14 protein-coding genes are annotated in these 17,796 nt (G+C 71.6%); 6 read left to right on the top strand and 8 right to left on the bottom strand.

Annotation, left to right across the window (positions count from 1 at the left end):
• Positions 1 to 20: 20 nt before the first annotated feature.
• Positions 21 to 1,601 carry a DHA2 family efflux MFS transporter permease subunit gene (locus AB0N27_RS06175; protein ID WP_364363922.1) on the bottom strand — a complete coding sequence of 527 codons (1,581 nt, stop codon included), beginning with the start codon at positions 1,599 to 1,601 and terminating at the stop codon, positions 21 to 23.
• Positions 1,602 to 1,903: 302 nt separating this feature from the next.
• A complete protein-coding gene (locus AB0N27_RS06170; RefSeq protein WP_364363919.1) occupies positions 1,904 to 2,722 on the bottom strand; it encodes an AraC family transcriptional regulator in 819 nt (272 codons plus the stop codon).
• Positions 2,723 to 2,772: 50 nt separating this feature from the next.
• Between AB0N27_RS06170 and AB0N27_RS06165 the strand changes: the two genes are divergently transcribed.
• Both AB0N27_RS06165 and AB0N27_RS06160 read left to right on the top strand, forming a co-directional pair.
• A complete protein-coding gene (locus AB0N27_RS06165) occupies positions 2,773 to 3,195 on the top strand; it encodes a DUF2000 domain-containing protein (RefSeq protein WP_364363916.1) in 423 nt (140 codons plus the stop codon).
• Between the two features lie 67 nt (positions 3,196 to 3,262).
• Positions 3,263 to 3,583 carry a hypothetical protein gene (locus AB0N27_RS06160; protein WP_364363913.1) on the top strand — a complete coding sequence of 107 codons (321 nt, stop codon included), beginning with the start codon at positions 3,263 to 3,265 and terminating at the stop codon, positions 3,581 to 3,583.
• A gap of 48 nt (positions 3,584 to 3,631) precedes the next feature.
• Here the strand turns inward: AB0N27_RS06160 and AB0N27_RS06155 are convergent, their stop codons facing one another.
• The gene (locus AB0N27_RS06155; protein WP_364363910.1) at positions 3,632 to 6,166 is read right to left on the bottom strand and encodes an ABC transporter permease; all 2,535 of its coding nucleotides are present in this window, start codon (positions 6,164 to 6,166) and stop codon (positions 3,632 to 3,634) included.
• Positions 6,163 to 6,921 (bottom strand): ABC transporter ATP-binding protein, encoded by a 759-nt coding sequence (locus AB0N27_RS06150; protein ID WP_364363907.1) that lies wholly within the window; start codon positions 6,919 to 6,921, stop codon positions 6,163 to 6,165. The genes AB0N27_RS06155 and AB0N27_RS06150 overlap by 4 nt, the downstream gene beginning before the upstream one ends.
• A 146-nt stretch (positions 6,922 to 7,067) precedes the next feature.
• Here AB0N27_RS06150 and AB0N27_RS06145 point away from each other — a divergent pair, with 146 nt between their 5' ends.
• From AB0N27_RS06145 to sthA, 3 genes are all read left to right on the top strand, one after another.
• Positions 7,068 to 8,267, top strand: a complete 1,200-nt coding sequence (locus AB0N27_RS06145) for a histidine kinase (RefSeq protein ID WP_364363905.1) — start codon at positions 7,068 to 7,070, stop codon at positions 8,265 to 8,267.
• The gene (locus AB0N27_RS06140; protein WP_364363902.1) at positions 8,264 to 8,902 is read left to right on the top strand and encodes a response regulator transcription factor; all 639 of its coding nucleotides are present in this window, start codon (positions 8,264 to 8,266) and stop codon (positions 8,900 to 8,902) included. The genes AB0N27_RS06145 and AB0N27_RS06140 overlap by 4 nt, the downstream gene beginning before the upstream one ends.
• 94 nt (positions 8,903 to 8,996) lie before the next feature.
• Complete coding sequence (gene sthA / locus AB0N27_RS06135) at positions 8,997 to 10,400, top strand: Si-specific NAD(P)(+) transhydrogenase (RefSeq protein WP_364363899.1); 1,404 nt, start codon at positions 8,997 to 8,999, stop codon at positions 10,398 to 10,400.
• 101 nt (positions 10,401 to 10,501) lie between these two features.
• Here sthA and AB0N27_RS06130 read toward each other — a convergent pair whose 3' ends face one another.
• Positions 10,502 to 11,818 carry an endo-1,4-beta-xylanase gene (locus tag AB0N27_RS06130; RefSeq protein ID WP_364366095.1) on the bottom strand — a complete coding sequence of 439 codons (1,317 nt, stop codon included), beginning with the start codon at positions 11,816 to 11,818 and terminating at the stop codon, positions 10,502 to 10,504.
• Between the two features lie 113 nt (positions 11,819 to 11,931).
• Positions 11,932 to 13,278 carry a PHB depolymerase family esterase gene (locus tag AB0N27_RS06125; RefSeq protein WP_364363896.1) on the bottom strand — a complete coding sequence of 449 codons (1,347 nt, stop codon included), beginning with the start codon at positions 13,276 to 13,278 and terminating at the stop codon, positions 11,932 to 11,934.
• A gap of 300 nt (positions 13,279 to 13,578) precedes the next feature.
• On the opposite strand from AB0N27_RS06125, the gene manD reads away from it, so the two are divergent.
• On the top strand, positions 13,579 to 14,787 hold the full coding sequence (gene manD / locus AB0N27_RS06120; protein ID WP_139586859.1) for a D-mannonate dehydratase ManD: 1,209 nt from the start codon (positions 13,579 to 13,581) through the stop codon (positions 14,785 to 14,787).
• A gap of 8 nt (positions 14,788 to 14,795) precedes the next feature.
• On the opposite strand, the gene AB0N27_RS06115 is transcribed toward manD, so the two are convergent.
• Both AB0N27_RS06115 and AB0N27_RS06110 read right to left on the bottom strand, forming a co-directional pair.
• A complete protein-coding gene (locus AB0N27_RS06115) occupies positions 14,796 to 16,934 on the bottom strand; it encodes an alpha-glucuronidase (RefSeq protein ID WP_364363892.1) in 2,139 nt (712 codons plus the stop codon).
• A 94-nt stretch (positions 16,935 to 17,028) separates the two neighbouring features.
• Entirely contained in the window at positions 17,029 to 17,718 is a 690-nt protein-coding gene (locus tag AB0N27_RS06110) for a YesL family protein (protein ID WP_364363890.1), read from the bottom strand.
• Positions 17,719 to 17,796: the final 78 nt, after the last annotated feature.

The raw sequence follows: 17,796 nt of genomic DNA, 5'->3' as shown, positions 1-17,796 counted from the left end.
AGCTGAGCGCGGCGGGACGCTCAGTGCATGGCGATGGGCGTCTTGAGCTGCTCGACCTGCTGGTCGTCGAGCTGCGCCGGGGGACGCCGGCGCGGCAGCAGGGCGGCCGGGATGAACGTGAGCACGACGAGCGCGAACGCGACCCAGAACGTGTGGGCGAACGCCGTGGCGGCGAAGTTGAGCCCGCGTTCGATGAGCGACGGATCCACGGGCGTCTGCTGGAGCAGTTCCGGTCGCTGCTGGGCGGCGATGGCCAGCCCGGCCTCGGTGATCGGCTTGCCGCTCGGGTCCACCGCGCCGGGGATCGGCCGGGAACCGTTCAGCTCGTTGGTGAGGATCACCGACATGACGGCGGCGCCGACCGACCCGCCGATCTGCTGGAGGATGTTGACGAGCGTCGAGCCCCGGGCCACCTCCTGGGCCTGCAACGTCCGCAGCGCGGAGGTCATGATCGGCATCATGGTGCCGCCCATGCCGAGGCCCATCACGAACAGCGACCCGCCGAGCAGCCAGTACGAGGTCTGCGGGTCGACCTGGGTGAAGCTGAAGAACCCGGCCACGATGAGGGCCAGCGCGAACGGGACGGTACGCCCGATCGGCACCCGGTCGGCCAGCGTGCCGGCGATCGGCATGGTGATCATCGCGCCGATGCCCTGGGGGGCCATCAGCAGGCCGGCGGCCAACGTGGACTCGCCGCGCACCTGCAGGAAGTAGCTCGGGAACAGCAGGCCGGCGCCCATGAACGCGATGATGAACACGAACAGCGTCACCGAGGCGATGGTGAGGTTGCGGTTGCGGAACAGCCGCAGGTCGAGCAGCGGGTGCCGGGGCTTGAACGAGTAGAGCACGAACGCCACCACCAGTGCGCCACCCACCAGCATCGGGGCCCACACCTTGGCCTCGGTGAAGGTGCCCGCCTCGGGCAGTGACGAGACCCCGTACAGGAACAGGGCGAGGCCCGGCGAGAGCATGAGCATGCCGACGAAGTCGAACGACTCGGACGGCTCGGGAGCGTCCTTGGGCAGCGCGAGCTGCGCGTAGACGAGCGCCACGACACCGATCGGCAGGTTGATCAGGAAGATCCAGTGCCAGCTCGCGGTGTCGATCAGCCAGCCGCCGAGGATCGGGCCGCCGATCGGCCCGAGCAGCATCGGGATGCCGAGGACGGCCATCAGCCGGCCGATCCGGTGCGGCCCGGCCGCGCGGGTCATGATGGTCATGCCCAGCGGCATGAGCATGCCGCCGCCGAGGCCCTGCAACACGCGGTAGCCGATCAGCTCGCCGATCGTGTCGGCGGTCGCGCAGAGCCCGGAGCCGATGGTGAAGAGCGCCAACGCCACCATGTAGAGGCGTTTGGTGCCGAACCGGTCGGCCGCCCACCCGCTGAGCGGGATCACGGTGGCCAGGGCGAGGGTGTAGGCGGTCATCGTCCACGCGACGCGGGCGTAGGACGCGTCGAACTCCGTCTGGAACGTGGGCAGCGCGACGCTGACCACAGTCACGTCGAGGATCGACATGATCGCGCCGAGGACCACGACGCCTGCCACCTTGAGCACCGCGGCGTCGAGTTTGTCCGATGTCGCGACGGATTGCTGTGTCACAAACTCTCCTGATGTCGTATGAGCCGGCCAGTGGTGGGCGGTGGCGGCGATGCCGCGCCGACCAGGCGCGGGGCGCGGCGTGCCGGGGCAACGACGCGCGGAGGCAGAGTAACCGCCAGTTGTGACGGTTCGCCGCCGGATTTCGTGACCGCCCGCTGCCGCATCCGAACGGCCGTGCGATTACGACCAATCGTCGGTGTGGCGATCAGCCTGCGGGTCGCCCGAGGCCCACCGGCGACGAGTCGGCAGAGCAGTGCCCGTGTGGAGGGTCAACGCGGCCGGCCTCGGCCGCGTGCACGGGATCAGCTCGTCGACCCTGGGGGCGCGGCCGGGTAGCGGGCCGGGCTGACGCCCAGAAAGCGCCGGAAGTGACGGCTCAGGTGCGCCTGGTCGAAGAACCCGGCGGCCGTTGCGGCCTCGGCGGGGCGCTGACCCGCGAGGAGCAGGCGACGCGCCAACTCGACCCGGCGACCGGTCAGGTACGAGTGTGGTGGCAGCCCGTGCGCGCGTGTGAAGGTCCGGACCAGGTGGGTCGGGTGGGCGTGCAGCAGGTCGGCGGCCTCGCGCAGCGTGACGCCGTCGACGGTCCGGGCGTCCAGCAGCTCACGGAGCCGGTCGGCGAGGCCGGGCACGGCCGGCACGGTGCCGACCGACGTCCGTCGGAACAGCTGCGCGCGCAGCCGGTCCAGGATGAGCGCGAGGCGGCTCTCGGCCTCGAACTCCTCGCCAGGCGTGGCGAGCACGTGGTGCAGGTGGTGGATCCGGTCCCGCAGGCGCGGATCGGCCAGGTCCGGCTCGTCCACCGCCCGGCCGACCAGGTCGGGGGCGAGGGCAGAGGTGTCGAGGTACAGGACCCGTTTGCGAAAGCCGCTAGCCGTGGCGGAGCGGCCGTCGTGCGGCACGTACGGCGGCAGCAGGGTGACCGATGTGCGCAGCGCGCCGTGCCGGTGCCGGTCGAGGTCGAAGCGGACCGCGCCGTCGTCCACGATCAGCAACGTCCACACGTCGTGGACGTGCCGTGGGTACGCGTGGTCCACGAAATGGGCGTGGAAGACCTCGGCGACCCCGGCGACGGCGGGTCGCCACGCGCTGACCTGCGAGCCGGCCGGGCGGGTGGCCACGCTAAGAACGTACAAGACCGGTGGGTGCCGGCACCGGCAGGCTCGGCGCCATGAACGAACCGATCCGCTTTCCCACCAAGATCGCCGTGCTGCTCCGCAACGATTTGGTCGGCTGGCAGCGACTCAACGTCACCGCCTTTCTGGTAAGTGGCATCGCGCACGCCGAGCCGGAGCTGCTCGGCGAGGAGTACCGCGACGCGGACGGTACGGCGTACCTGCCGATGTTCGGCCAGCCGGTGCTGGTCTTCGCCGGCGACCGGGCGACCCTGACCAACGCGCACTCGCGGGCCCTCGCCCGTGGGCTGCGGCTCGCGGTGTTCACGTCCGAGCTGTTCGCCACCGGCAACGACCGGGACAACCGGGCCGCCGTGCAGGCGGTCGGCCGGGAGAAGCTCGACCTGGTGGGGTTGGCCCTGCACGCGGGGCGCACGGTCGTGGACAAGGTCCTCAAGGGAGCGACAATGCATCCCTGACGGCGGCAATTGCGGCGAAGACATTGATATCGGTGCGCATGACTGTAATGATTAACAGACTTTACAGTTGTTTCGCCGCCCGGAAGGACCCCGAGACCTCCGGACCCAGGGACGGGATCTCTATCCCCAGGTCGGTGAGCGGCTGCGGCAGGCGCTCGGATTCCACTCGCGCTACCAGCTCGGCGAGGCGCCGCCCTCCTGGCTCTGCGGCGGCAGCCTCACCCGTGGCCTCGGCCCGATCACCGAGGTCGGCTTCAACGCGATGAGCAACGGGCTGGGCAACGTCATGACCAACACGCAGACCCTCACGCTGCAGCAGCGGCCGGCCGGCACCAACAACCTCTTCGTCGCCTGGGAGACGCTCACCCACGCCGACAACCCGAACTGACCGGACGACTGTGGGTCGGCGCCGCCGCGCGCCGACCCACAGTCGTGCTCAGCCGTCCACCCCGAGCGCCACCACCGGGCTGACCCGCGCCGCCCGCCGCGCCGGCAGCACCCCGGCCAACGCGGTCAACGCGACGAGCACCAGGAACAGCCCGACCAGCGACAGCACCGGCACGGTCAGGGGTGCGTTGATCCCGAGCGTCCGCACCGCCAGCCACGCGTACGGGACGCCGAGCAGCAGACCGATTGTCGCGCCGATCACCCCGTAGAGGCCCGCTTCGGCGGTCAGCATGGTGCGCAGGCCCACCCGGGACAGTCCGATCGCGCGGAGCAGACCGGACTCGCGGATGCGCTCCACCACCGAGAGCGCGGTGGTGGATCCCACTCCGACGACCGCGATCAACACCGTGAGGCTGACCAGGCCTACCGCGATCCGGACCAGGGTCCGCAGCACCTCGTCGTTGCGGTCCCGCTCGTCGGCGAGCACCGAAAGCCCCACCCCCTCGCTGCCCTGGATCGCCTGCCGCAGCGCCCGTACCCCTGCCGTGCGGCCCTCCTCGCCGGAACCCGCCGCGTCGGCAAGCAGACCGGTGTACGCCGTGGGCACACCGAGCCGGTCGAGGTCGCCGCGGTCGGCCAGGATGCCGGCGTGCAGCGGGCCGTGGTCGGGCAGGACCGCTGCGACGCGTACGTCGACGGTCCTGCCGCCGAGGGCGAGCGCGGCGGTGTCGCCGGCGCGCAGGCCTGTGTCACGGGCCACCCAGCTGCCGAGCACGACGCGGCCCGGCCCACGGTCGGCAAGGGAGCCCTGCGCCACGTCCAGGCTCCGGGTCGTCGGCAACGCGGCCACGTCCAGATCACTCGTCGCGTAACTCGACTCGGCGTCGCCGAGCCGGTCGGCGCCGCGCGTCAGCGTGATCCCGTCGACCCGCCGGTACGGCACCACCCGGGCCAGCGCCCCGTGTGCCGTCTCGGCCCTGGTCACGACCGAGGCCGGCAGCGTCCCGCCGTTCGTGGTGACCTCGAAGTCGGTGGGCGCCGACAGCGCCATCTCCCGGTCGGCGAGCACCCCCATCGACGCTCCCCCGATGACCACCCCGGAGATCAGGGTCACCCCGAGCGCGACCACGACGGAGACGGCCGCGGCACGGCGCGGCGTACCGCCGATCCCGCCGACCGCCAGCCTGCCGTGCGGGCCGAGCTGACGCAGCGGCCAGCCCACCACGGCCAGCACCGGCCGCACCAGCAGCGGACCGAGGGCCACCAGCGCGAAGAACGCCAGCGCGCCGGAGCCGACCAGCAGGAGCAGAGGCATCGCCGGGTCGTACGACTCCTGCTCCGGCGTGGGCAACCGGTGCCACGTCCCGATGGCCGCGAGGACCGCGCACACGGCCAGCAGCAGGCCCGCGCCGAGGCGCAGCGCTCCGATACCGCGCTGGCCGGCGGTGGTGCTCGCCGTGCGCAGCGCCTCCAGCGGGGAGACCCGGGAGGCGGAGAGCGCCGGCGCCAGCACGGCCAGGACGGTGATCACGACGGCGCCGACGATCACCGCGACCGCCGCCGCCAGCGGCAGGCCGGGCGACGAGACAGCCATGCCCGCCGCACGCAACACCGCCGGCAGGGCGTACCCGAGGGCGAGCGCGCCGACGACGCCGACGGCTCCGGCGACGAGCCCGGTCAGGGCTCCCTCGGCGGTCAACGCACCCACCAGGGTCGCGCGCCCGGCACCGACCGCGCGTAGCAGCGCGAGGTGCCGCATCCGCTGGGCGAAGACGATGCGGAAGGTCGAGGTGACCACCAGCGCGGCGGCGATGACAGCGATCGCGACGAACACGCCGACCAGCACGAAGAGCCTCCCGACCTGCTCGGCGGCCTCGTTGGCCTCGGCGTCGCGTACCTCGGCCCCGGAGCGGACCTGCTGCTCGGCGCCGACCACGGCGCTCACCCGTTGGCGGACGGAATCGGCGGACTCGCCGCGGGCCACCCGCACGTCGATGCGCTGCACGGTGCTCAGGCGCGCCCAGGCGGTCACGGCGCTGTCCGGCGCGTACGCGTCCAGGCCGGCGTCGTCGGGGGTGTCGACCAGGCCGGTGACGGTGAGCCGGGCGGGCGTGGTGAGTTCGCCGCCGGTGCCGCTGGTCGAGGTGCCCACCGCGAGCCCGAGCCGCTCGGCGGTACGCGGGGTGATCGCGATCTCGCCTGGCTGGTCCGGGTAGCTGCCCTCGATCACGTGCACCGTGGCCAGCGGGCCGGCACCGGGGTCGCCCTGGAGATTGAGGTACCCCTCGCCGAAGGAGACACCTACCGACGGCCGGCCCACCGCCTCGGCCACACCGGGCACGGCCCGGGCCCGCTGCAACTGGGCCAGGGTGGGTGGCGGCTGCTCGTTGTCACCGATCACCAGGTCGGTGGCGGCCGGCGTGCCGCTGAGGTTGTCCCGCACGGTCCGTTCGGTGATCTCCTGCACCAGCACGGTGCCGAAGACGACGAACGCGGCGACCAGGATGGCCAGGCCGGTCAGGATCAGCCGGCCGGGGCGGCGGGCGGCGGCGCTCACCTGGGTACGCAGCACTGTCGCCCTCATGCGCGGGCCGCCAGTTCACGGAGCGCGTCGGTAACGGAGTCCTGGTCCGGCTTGTCGATCTCCCCGGCGACCCGTCCGTCGGCGAGCAGGACGACCCGGTCGGCGTACGCGGCGGCGATCGGGTCGTGGGTGACCATGACGACTGTCTGGCCGAGGTCGCGTACCGATTCGCGCAGGATGGTGAGCACCTCCGCCCCGGATCGGGAGTCGAGGTTGCCTGTCGGCTCGTCGGCGAAGACCACCTCGGGCCGCGACACCAGCGCCCGCGCGAGCGCCACCCGCTGCTGCTGGCCGCCGGACAGCTCGCTGGGCCGGTGGCCCAGCCGGTCGCCCAGGCCCAGCACCCGCACCAGGTGCTCCAGCAGCTGCCGGTCGGGCTCCCGGCCGGCGAGGTCCAGCGGCAGGGTGATGTTCTGCGCGGCGGTGAGCTGCGGCAGCAGGTTGAACGCCTGGAAGACGAACCCGATCCGGTCGCGGCGCACCCGGGTCAGCGTCCGGTCGGACTGACCTGTGAGTTCCGTGCCGCCGAGCAGGACGCGGCCGGAGGTCGCCGTGTCCAGGCCGGCGAGGCAGTGCATCAGTGTCGACTTGCCGGACCCGGACGAGCCCATGATCGCGGTGAACTCGGCGCGGCCGAAGCCGACCGAGACCCCGTCGAGCGCGCGGACCGCGGTGTCGCCGCTGCCGTACACCTTCACCAGGTCGACGGCGGCGACCGCCGCATGCGTGGTCCGCGGCGGGGCGTGGGGTGTCATTGTTCCTCCAGTGGCTGCGATGTGGCCCGGGAAGCGTCGCCTCCACCGGCGGGTGGGCGCATCGGTCCGGGGCCGGGTATCGCCGACGCCGGGTCTGTCTTTCGGCTGATCTGCCGTCGACACGCCGCTGGCTACGCTGGGTCATCATGAGCGCGCCGGATCTTCGACGTTGGTGGGTACGCCTGGCCCAGACCGCCGGCCTGGTGGCCTTTGGCCTGCTCGCCCTCTTCGACTTCGCGTCCAGCACGCAGGACATCCCCAGAGTCACCGCTCTCCTGTTCCTGCCGGTGCCGATGGGCCTGGCGGTGGCGACGGTGCCGCTCTGGCTGCCGGTCCACCGGCTGGGTTCCCGCCGGCTGCCGCTGGCCGCGCTGCTACTCGCCACGGCCTCACTGGCCGTGACCGCGGCGATGGTGTTCCTCTCCGGGGGCGGCGTCCTGCTCGCCCGCACCTGGGGCCTCGCCGAGTCGGCCGGGCTGATCGGTGTGGTGTTCGTGGTGACGCGCTGGGGCGCACCCCGGCCCGCTCTGGGGGCCGCGGTGGCCGCCGGGCTCGCCGTCGCGGCGATGCCGCTGCGCCTCGGCACCGACAGCCTGCTCGTGATCTTCGGATTGCTCCAGGCGCTCGCGGCGGCCGGCGCCGCCGGGGTGGGGCTCTACCTGCGGGTCGTCGCCGCCGGTCGGGAGCGGGCGATCGCGCTGGTCAGAGCCGAGCAGCGCGCGGAGTTCGCCAGGGACCTGCACGACTTCATCGCCCACCACGTGACGGGCATCGTGGTGCAGGCGCAGGGCGCCCGGTTCGTCGCCGAGCAGGACCCGCGGCGGGTGATCGTCGCCTTGGAGCAGATCGAGCGGGCCGGTGCCGAGACGATGGCCTCGATGCGGCGGATGGTCGGGATCCTGCGCAACCCGGATGCCCCGCCGGACGCGCCGCTGGCCCCGCTGGCCGGAGTGACCGACCTGGTGCCGCTGTTGACCGGGTTCAACGGGACGGCGAACGCGCCGGCACGGCTGCACGTCGACGGCGACCTGGACGGGCTGCCGGTCGAGGTGTCGACCTCGGCGTACCGGGTGGTGATGGAGGGGCTGACCAACACCCGGCAGCACGCTCCGGACGCGCGGGCGGTGGACGTGTCGGTGCGTCGTACCCCGGACTGGCTGCTGGTCCGCGTCGCCGACGACGGCGCGACCCCGCGCACCTCGCCGGCCCGCGGGCACGGCTTCGGCCTGATCGGCCTCACCGAGCGGGTACGCGCCCTCGGCGGCACGATCACCGCCGGACCGGGCGTCGCCGGCGGTTGGGTGCTCGATGCCGCGTTCCCGCTGCGCTCGGCGGTGGCCCGGTGATCCGGGTGCTGGTCGCTGACGACCAGGCGATGGTCCGTACCGGCTTCGGCATGATCATCGGCGCGCAGCCGGACATGGCGGTGGTCGGCGAGGCGGCCGACGGCGTCGCCGCCGTCGAGCTGGCCCGGCGGCTGCGGCCGGACGTCGTGCTGCTGGACATCCGGATGCCGCGCCTCGACGGCCTCGAGGCGCTGCGGCTGCTCGCCGGGCCGGGTGTCGCCGAGCCCATCCGGGTCGTCGTGGTGACGACCTTCGACCTCGACGAGTACGTGCACACCGCGCTGTCCAACGGCGCCTGCGGTTTCCTGCTCAAGGACTCCGGGCCGGCGCTGCTGGTCGAGGCGGTCCGCGCGGCCGTGTCGGGTGACGCGCTGATCAGCCCGTCCATCACGGTACGGCTGCTGGAGCATCTCAGCTCGCCCGCTCCGGCGTACGACGACGCCGGACTGTCGCCACGGGAACTCGACGTCGTGAGACTCGTGGCCCGGGGCCTGACCAACGCCGAGATCGCCGCCCGGCTCTTCATCGCGGTCGGCACCGTCAAGACCCACCTGGCGAGCGTGCAGACGAAGCTGCCGGCCCGTAACCGGGTCGAGATCGCCGCCTGGGCCTGGGAACGCCGCCTCGTCGGCTAGGTCGCGCCGTGACCGACCTCCGCGCGGTGCCGGAAGAGTAACGCTCACGGCCCAGCTCTGGCGCGCGCCCCGACATCTTGCGACGCTGACCCTCGTGTATGACTACGACCTGGTGGTGCTGGGCTCCGGGCCCGGCGGGCAGAAGGCCGCGATCGCCGCCGCCAAGCTCGGCAGGCGGGTCGGCATCGTGGACCGCCGCGACATGATCGGCGGGGTGTGCATCAACACCGGCACGGTCCCGTCCAAGACGCTTCGCGAGGCCGTGCTCTACCTGACCGGCCTGAGCCAGCGCGACCTGTACGGCAGCAGCTACCGGGTCAAGGAGGAGATCACGGTCAGCGACCTGGCCGCCCGCACCCAGCACGTGATCGCCCGCCAGACCGACGTCATCCGCAACCAGCTCGCCCGCAACCGGGTCGCGATGATCACCGGAACGGGACGCTTCGCGGACGCGCACTCGATCTGGGTCGACGGCGGCTCCGGCCGCGAGTCCAGAGTGACCTTCGACAAAATCATCATCGCGGCCGGCACCCGTCCGGCCCGCCCGGACAGCGTCGACTTCGACGACCGCACCATCGTCGACTCCGACGGCGTCATCAACCTCCAGGCCGTGCCCCGCAGCATGGTGGTGGTCGGTGCCGGCGTGATCGGCATGGAGTACGCGTCCATGTTCGCCGCACTCGGCACGAAGGTGACAGTGGTGGAACGCCGCGACCGGATGCTCGACTTCTGCGACGACGAGGTCGTCGAATCGCTCAAGTACCACCTGCGCGACCTGTCCGTGGCGTTCCGCTTCGGCGAGGAGGTCGCCGCGGTGGAGAAGCACCACACGGCCGCGCTGTGCATCCTCAAGAGCGGCAAGAAGATCGTCGCCGACACGGTGATGTACTCGGCGGGCCGGCAGGGCCAGACCGACGACCTGGCGCTGGACGCCGCCGGGTTGGAGGCGGACCGGCGGGGCCGGATCAGCGTCGACGCCAACTACCGCACCTCGGTCGACAACATCTACGCCGTCGGTGACGTGATCGGATTTCCGGCGCTCGCGTCCACCTCGATGGAGCAGGGTCGGTTGGCCGCCCAGCACGCCTGCGGCGAACCGGTCCGCGAGATGCACGGCCTGCAACCCATCGGCATCTACACGATCCCGGAGATCAGTTTCGTCGGGCAGACCGAGGCGCAGCTGACCGACAGCTCGACACCGTTCGAGGTGGGCATCGCGCGCTATCGGGAGCTGGCCCGGGGTCAGATCGTGGGTGACTCGTACGGCATGTTGAAGCTGCTCGTCTCCCCCGACGACGGCCGACTGCTGGGGGTGCACGTGTTCGGCACCGCCGCCACCGAGATCGTCCACATCGGCCAGGCGGTGATCGGCTGCGGGGGCACGATCGACTACCTCATCGACGCGGTGTTCAACTACCCGACGCTCGCCGAGGCGTACAAGGTGGCCGCCCTGGACGCGTCCAACAAGATCCGCAACATCAGCCGCATCGACGGCTAGCGCTGTCTTTCCCGCCTGTCGGTGGTCGTTCAGGGCGTCCCCGGGCGTGGGCCGGCCGGCGCGGAGGTTCCGGGCACCCTCCACACCGGCCGGTGTCTACGTCAGCCCGCCGCGCAGGTCGGGGTCAGGGTGCCTGCGGTGCCGTTGGCCTGGAAGCCGAACTCCGTGGACTGTCCGGCGCCGACCTGGCCGTTGTAGGCCACGTTCCGGAAGTTCGTCGTGCCTGTGTTGCCGCTGCGGTCGGCGCTCCAGGCGTTGGTGACAGTCGCGCCCGACGGCAGGGCGACCGTCACCGTCCAGCCGTTGAGGGCCGACGAGCCGGCCGTCACCCGGACGTTCGCCACGAAGCCGCCGGTCCACTGGTTCACGGTCACCGTCGCGGTGCAGCCACCCGTGCCCGGAGGCGGGGTCGTCGGCGGGTCGGTGGGCGGGTCGGTCGGCGGCGGGGTCGTGGGCGGTTCGGTGGTCGGCGGGGTGGTGCCGTTGTTCAGCGCCGCGAGCACGGCGTCGTACGCGGGCTTCTTCTGGCCGTTGCTGTCGAACAGCAGAGGGGTCTGCGAGGAGCGCCACGAGTCGCTGTCCCGGATCCCCCAGACCGTGATGCCGTTGCAGCGGGCGACCGCGAGGCAGTCCTCCACCACGCTGCGGTACGTCGTCGCCGAGGCGCCCTGGATGTCCAGCTCGGTGATCTGCACGTCCACCCCGAGGGCGGCGAAGCTGGACAGCGTGGTGCGGTAGTTGCTCACGTAGGGCGACTCGTTGTTGAAGTGCGACTGGAACCCGACGCAGTCGATCGGCACGCCACGGGACTTGAAGTCCCGCACCATGTTGTAGACGGCCTGGGTCTTGGCCCAGGTCCAGTTGTCGGTGTTGTAGTCGTTGTAGCAGAGCTTCGCGTCGGGGTCGGCGGCCCGCGCCGCCCGGAACGCCGCCTCGATCCAGTCGTTGCCGGTGCGCTGAAGGTTCGAGTCACGACGCGCGCCCGAGTTGCCGTCGTCGAACGCCTCGTTCACCACGTCCCAGGCGTAGATCTGGCCCCGGAAGTGGGTCGCGACCTGCGTGACGTGGTTGAGCATCGCCTGACGCAACGCGCTCCCGCTCATGCCCTGCATCCAACTGGGCTGCTGCTGGTGCCAGGCCAGGGTGTGTCCGCGTACCTGCATTCCCCGGCTGCGGGCGTGGTTGACGATCTGCTCGGCGGAGCTGTAGCTGAACCGGCCCTGCTGCGGCTCCGTCGCGTCGATCTTCATCTCGTTCTCGGGCGTCACCATGTTGAACTCACGGTTCAGGATCGTGGTGTACGCGCTGTCCGACAGCTTGAACGCCGCCACCGCCGTGCCGAAGTAGCGTCCCTTCTCCGCGGCGGAGGCGCCGAGCGTGGTGCCCGCCGACGCGGGTGCCGTCAGCACCAGCGCCATCCCGGCGGCGAGCGTGCCGGCGCCGGTCAGCGCGATGGCGGCTCTCGTCACCGCTTTCCATCTCGCGTTTCTCATCGTGCGACTCCTTCGTGATGGTGGTGTGGAGAGGGGGGTCAGGCGACCGAACACGTGGCACCGTTGAGGGCGAACGACGAGGGCTTTGCGGTGTCGCCCTCGTGGGTGGCCTGGAAACCGATGTCGACAGACGTGTTCGGGGCGATGGTGGCGTTGTAGGAGACGTTGCGGGCCGTCACCGCGCCGCTGGTCGGGGAGTACTGCGCGTTCCAGCCGCCGGTGATGCGCTGCCCACCGGGCAGGGTGAAGGTCAGCGACCACCCGTTCACGGCGGCGGTACCGGCATTGGTGATTGTCACGCTCGCGGTGAGACCGTTGTTCCAGACGTTGACCGTGTATCCGACCCGGCAGGCGCCACTGGTGGGCGGCGGCGTGGTGGGGGGCGGGGTGGTGGGGGGCGGGGTGGTCGGGGGCGGGGTGGTCGTCGGCGGCGGGGTCGTGAGCGGCGGAGTGGTCGGCGGGGGCGTGGTGCCGTCCAGCCCGAAGAAGCGGATCACCTGCGCGGCGTCGACAGGCAGGTTGTGCGTGACCCCCTGCATGCTGATCGCCTCGACCGGCGCCATCGGGCCGCTGCTGCCGTACCGGGTGCGGGTGTAGCCGGACTGCGGCGAGTCGGTGTACGTCGGGGTCTGGCTCAACCCGTGCACGTTGGTCCACTGCTTGACCTGCTCGCCGAAGTTCGGGTAGCGCAGTGTCTCGTCGTTGGTGCCGTGCCAGATCTGCATCCGTGGCCGCTGGCCTGTGTAACCCGGGTACGCCCCACGGACCAGGTCACCCCACTGCTGTGCGGTCTTGATGAGCTGCCCGTTCGCGCATTCGCTGTTCCACTCCGAGGTGCCCCCGGTGGCGAAGCAGGCGAACGGCACTCCGGCGAAGGACGCGCCCGCCGCGAACACGTCCGGGTAGTCCCCGAGCATGACGTTCGTCATCATCGCCCCGGACGAGGTGCCGGTGGCGAAGATCCGGGCCGGGTCGGCGGAGTACCGCTGCTTCACGTAGTCGACCATCGACATGAGACCGACCGGGTCGCTGCCGCCGCCACGACGCAGGGCCTGCGGTGAGGCGACGTCCCAGCACTTGCTGCTGCGGGTCACCGACGGGTAGATCACGATGAATCCGTACCTGTCGGCGAGGGACGCGTACTGGGTGCCGGAGTGGAACGCGGGGCCCGATCCGGTGCAGTAGTGCAGAGCGAGGAGGACGGCCGGCCGGGTGGCCACCCGGTCCGGGACGTACAGGTGCATCTGGAGGTTCGTGGGGTTGGTGCCGAAGCCGGTCACCTGTGTCAGCGTCGCCGCCGATGCCGGCGCGGCGAACGTCAGCGCGGCGGCGGCCAGCGTGAGGACCGCCAGGAGGGCGCCGAACAGCCTTGTCTTGAGTGTCATCGTTCGCGATTCCTCGGGGAATTGGCGCATGGAAGGGGAGTAAGTCGAGGACTGCCCTTCGCCCGACCCTGACCGCGGCTCGCGTGACCACGTCAGCTTCGATCGAGCACACTCGATTGTCAAGACTTCCGGAATCTTTTCGGTACGTGAGATCGCGCGCGAGCTGGCCATGAGGAGCCCTGACCGGACATCGATGAGCGGGCTATCATCGGGGCGTTCTCGAAACGTGTCGGGCTTCCCACATCCCTCGCGTCACCCCCTGCGCGTCCACACAGGACCCGCCGGCACGAAGGAGATCGAGTGAAGATCGTCGACGCCCGGGTCATCGTGACCTGTCCGGGCCGCAACTTCGTCACCCTCAAGATCGTCACGGACGAGGGCGTCACAGGCGTCGGAGACGCCACCCTCAACGGCCGGGAGCTGGCCGTCGCGTCGTACCTGCGCGACCACGTGGCGCCGCTGCTGATCGGCCGGGACCCGGCCCGCATCGAGGACACCTGGCAGTACCTGTACCAGGGGGCGTACTGGCGGCGAGGGCCGGTCACGATGAGCGCGATCGCCGCCGTGGACACCGCGCTGTGGGACATCAAGGGCAAGGTCGCCGGCCTACCCGTCTACCAGTTGCTCGGCGGCCGTTCCCGCGAGGGCGTCACCGTGTACGGCCACGCCAACGGCGAGACCGTCGAGGAGGTGCTGGTCGAGGTCGCCCGCTACGTCGACCTCGGCTACCGGGCCGTACGGGTGCAGTGCGGGGTCCCGGGGCTGCCGAAGACGTACGGGGTCAGCGCCGACAAGCTCTTCTACGAGCCGGCCGACGCGGCGCTGCCCAGCGAGGCCACCTGGTCGACGCAGCGCTACCTGGCGCACGTGCCGACGGTGTTCGCCCGGGTCCGCGACGAGTTCGGCCCCACCCTGCGGCTGCTGCACGACGTGCACCACCGGCTCACGCCCATCGAGGCCGCCCGGCTCGGGCGCAGCCTGGAGCCGTACGCGTTGACCTGGATGGAGGATCCGGTCCCCGCCGACCTCCAGGAGGGCTTCCGGTTGATCCGGCAGCACACCACCACCCCGGTGGCGGTCGGCGAGGTCTTCAACAGCATCTTCGACGCCGCCCAGCTCATCCGGGAGCAGCTCATCGACTACATCCGCACGACGGTGGTGCACGCCGGTGGCATCACCCACCTGCGCCGGATCTTCGACCTGGCTGCGCTGCACCACGTCCGCAGCGGTTCGCACGGGGCCACCGACCTCTCCCCCGTCTGCATGGCCGCGGCGCTGCAACTCGACATCTCGATCCCCAACTTCGGGTTGCAGGAGTACATGCGGCACACCGCGCAGACCGACGAGGTGTTCCCGCACGGCTACCACTACGCCGACGGCTACCTGCACCCCGCCGAGGCCCCCGGTCTCGGTGTGGACATCGACGAGGAGGCGGCGGCACGGTATCCGTACGCGCCCGCGTACCTTCCGGTGAACAGGTTGGAGGACGGCACCGTCCACCCCTGGTGACCGGAGGATCAGTAGATGCGTCGCCCCCGCGCGTCCGGCACACCCGACTTGCGGAAGAAGTACGTGTTGATCTGGTCGCGCCACTCGGTGGCGCAGCGCACCTGCTCGTCGAGGCGTTCGGACACCCGCTCGTACACCGCCGGGTCGATCATTCCGTTGAGCGTCTGCCACCTGCGCCGCATCGTCTCCACCTCCTCGACGCCCGCGAAGTGCGTGTCGTAGATGTGCTGGATGACTGTCGAGCCGCTGTGCAGGACGTGCGAGTACGGCACGTGGTGGAAGAAGAGCAGCACCTCGTCGGGGCAGGTCCGGGGCGACTCGTACACCTGCGCCCAGTACGGCGGGTACTGCCCGGCGAAGCCGGTGCCCGACGCGCGGCTGCGGTCCACGCCGACGCCGTCCCGGTCGGCGAAGTGGTAGGTGCCCCACCGTGAGTACTCGTACCCGTCGACGTCGGGGCCGTAGTGGTCACCTGGGTGAACCATGAAGCCGACGCCCAGCGGGGCGGTGTACCGCTCGTAGGTACGCCACGAGTCGTCCATGATCTCGTGCAGGGTCCGCCGGACCAGTTCCGGGTCGGCTGTCGCCGACGGCGGGAAGGTGAGCGTCATCCACTCGCCGAGGATCTCCGTCGGGTCGCGCCACGGGTCCCAGGCGAGACGGCCGAAGGTGTACAGGTTCGCCTGGGCCAACGGGTGTCCGGTCCAGAACGGATCGTCGCCGGTGTTGGCGACGGCGACCAGGCCACCGCCGGCCCCCGCCTCCCCGACGGCGACATCGGCGATCGTCCGTCCACCCGGCCCCCAGGGGGCGAACCGCAGCACCTCACCCCACCAGGGGCCCAGATGGCAGATGTGCCGCTGCTGGCCCGTGTACTCCTGGGTGACCTGCAACTCCAGCGCCAGCCGGGTCGCCGGCATCGCGGCGAGGACCGGTGAGACAGGCTCGCGCGTCTGGAAGTCCACCGGGCCGTACTTCACCTGCAGGACCACGTTGGCGCGGAACCGTCCGTCCAGCGGTGTGAAATGGTCGTACGCGGCCCGCGCCCGGTCGGTGGACCTGTCCCGCCAGTCCTGGTGGTGGTTGTAGACGAACGCCCGCCAGTGCACCACTCCCCCGTGCGGGGCGAGGGCCTCGGCGAGCAGGTTCGCCCCGTCGGCGTGGTCGCGCCCGTACGTGAACGGGCCGGGCTGCCCCTCCGAGTCGGCCTTGACCAGGTAGCCGCCGAAGTCCGGGATGCGGTCGTACACCCGGCGGGTGGTGGCGGCCCACCAGTCGCGCACGGCCTCGTCGAGCGGGTCGGCGGTCGACAGCCCGCCGAGGAGCACAGGCGCGGCGAAGCTGACCGACAGGTGCACCCGGATGCCGTACGGGCGCAGCGCGTCGGCGATCTCGGCCACGTCGCCGAGCCGGTCGGTGAGCAGCAGCGCCTCGGTCCGGGCGACGTTGACGTTGTTCACCGAGATCGCGTTGACGCCGCTGGCCGCGAGCAGCCGCCCGTACGCGCGCACCCGGGCCAGGTCGCCGCGCGGACGGCCGTCGCGCCAGAAGATCGAGCCGCCCGCGTACCCCCGTTCGACCTGGCCCATCACCGGGTGCACGGCCACGTTGTCCCAGTGGTTCAGCATGCGCCGGCGCAGCGCCGGCCGGTGTCGCTCCGGCGGGCGGGCCGGGTCGAAGGCCGCCGCGCAGAGCCGGACCACGTGGAACAGCCCGTACAGCAGGCCGGCGGGCGCGTCGGCGAGCACCACAGTCACCTCGCCCTCGCGGGCCAGCAGGAATCCCTCCTCGCCGAGCGGTTCGCCGCGGCCGATCTCGGCGAGCGCCGCCTCCCCCGCCGACCGTGCCGCCTCCACCGCCGGATTGGGCAGCTCACCGGCATCCCGCAGGGCGAGCACCAGGTCCACGTCGACGTCCCACGACGGGGAGTGCCACACCCGTCCGCCGTAGCGCGCGCAGGCACGCGAGACCTCGTCGAGGACGGTGTCGACGAGCAGGCCCTCGCCGTGCACGAGGACGCGGCGCGCGCCCAGCGACCGGAACGCCTCCGGGGGCAGCCAGGCGGCGTGCACGCGCGGCTCGTGGGTTTCCAGTGGCTCGTCGACGAACACCAGGTGCTCCACATCGACGGACTTGTCGGCCTTCATCCGTCCTCCCGCCCGACGACGCTGTACGCCGGGTGCGGCCCGGCCTCGGGGTCGTGATCGCCCCCGAAGGGCACCTCGGCGGTGACGGGAAGGCTCATGCGGTGAACTCCTTGCGGATCAGGTGGAGCATCGGGTCGCCGACGCGCAGGAACGCCAGGACCGCCACCGAGGCGAGCATCGCGAGGACCGCCTCGGAGAACACCGCAGTGACGCCGGCCGCCGCGGCCAGCAGCAGGGCGTTGCCCACCGTGACACCGGGGGTACGGACGAGGAAGTGCACGGCCAGGCGGAGCACGTCGCGGGTACGGAAGTCGAACAGCGCGGTGATCAGCAGGGCGTTCGCCGCGCAGAGCGTCACACCCACCGCGATCAGGATCAGCGGCACGGTCCACCAGCCCGGCATACCGACGGCGTCCCGGTAGGCGAGGTTGACGGCGAGCACTGTCAGCCACAGCAGCGTCGGCACCCAGATCCGCAGCGCGCCGGCCAGGTTGGCCCGGTACCCGCGCCAGAACACGGCGGCGGGGCGTAGCTCGGTCAGGTCGGGGCGCTGGTGGCGCAGCGCGTACAGGGCGGCGGCGACTGCCGGACCGACCGGCACCAGAAAGAGCGCCGCCAGCGGCAGGTTGCTGGCGTCACGGCCGAGCAGGAGCAGTGGGAGCAGGCCGGGCAGTGTGGTGAGCAGGAGCAGCAGCTCGACCACGAGCAGGATGTAGATCCGGGAGGCGGTGCGGGACAGCGGCCCGTCGCCGAACTGCCGCCAGGCGTGCCCGGCGCCGCTCACGGCCGGCGTCCCGGGTCGGCCCGAAGCGGGCGCTCGACGCGGTGCCGCCGGGCGTCGGTGCGGCCGTCGGCGTGCTCG

This window comes from Micromonospora sp. NPDC093244, assembly GCF_040683695.1.
Classification (GTDB): Bacteria; Actinomycetota; Actinomycetes; order Mycobacteriales; family Micromonosporaceae; genus Micromonospora.
Note: the sequence above shows the minus strand (reverse complement) of the source record. Positions and strands in the feature narration are given on the sequence as shown.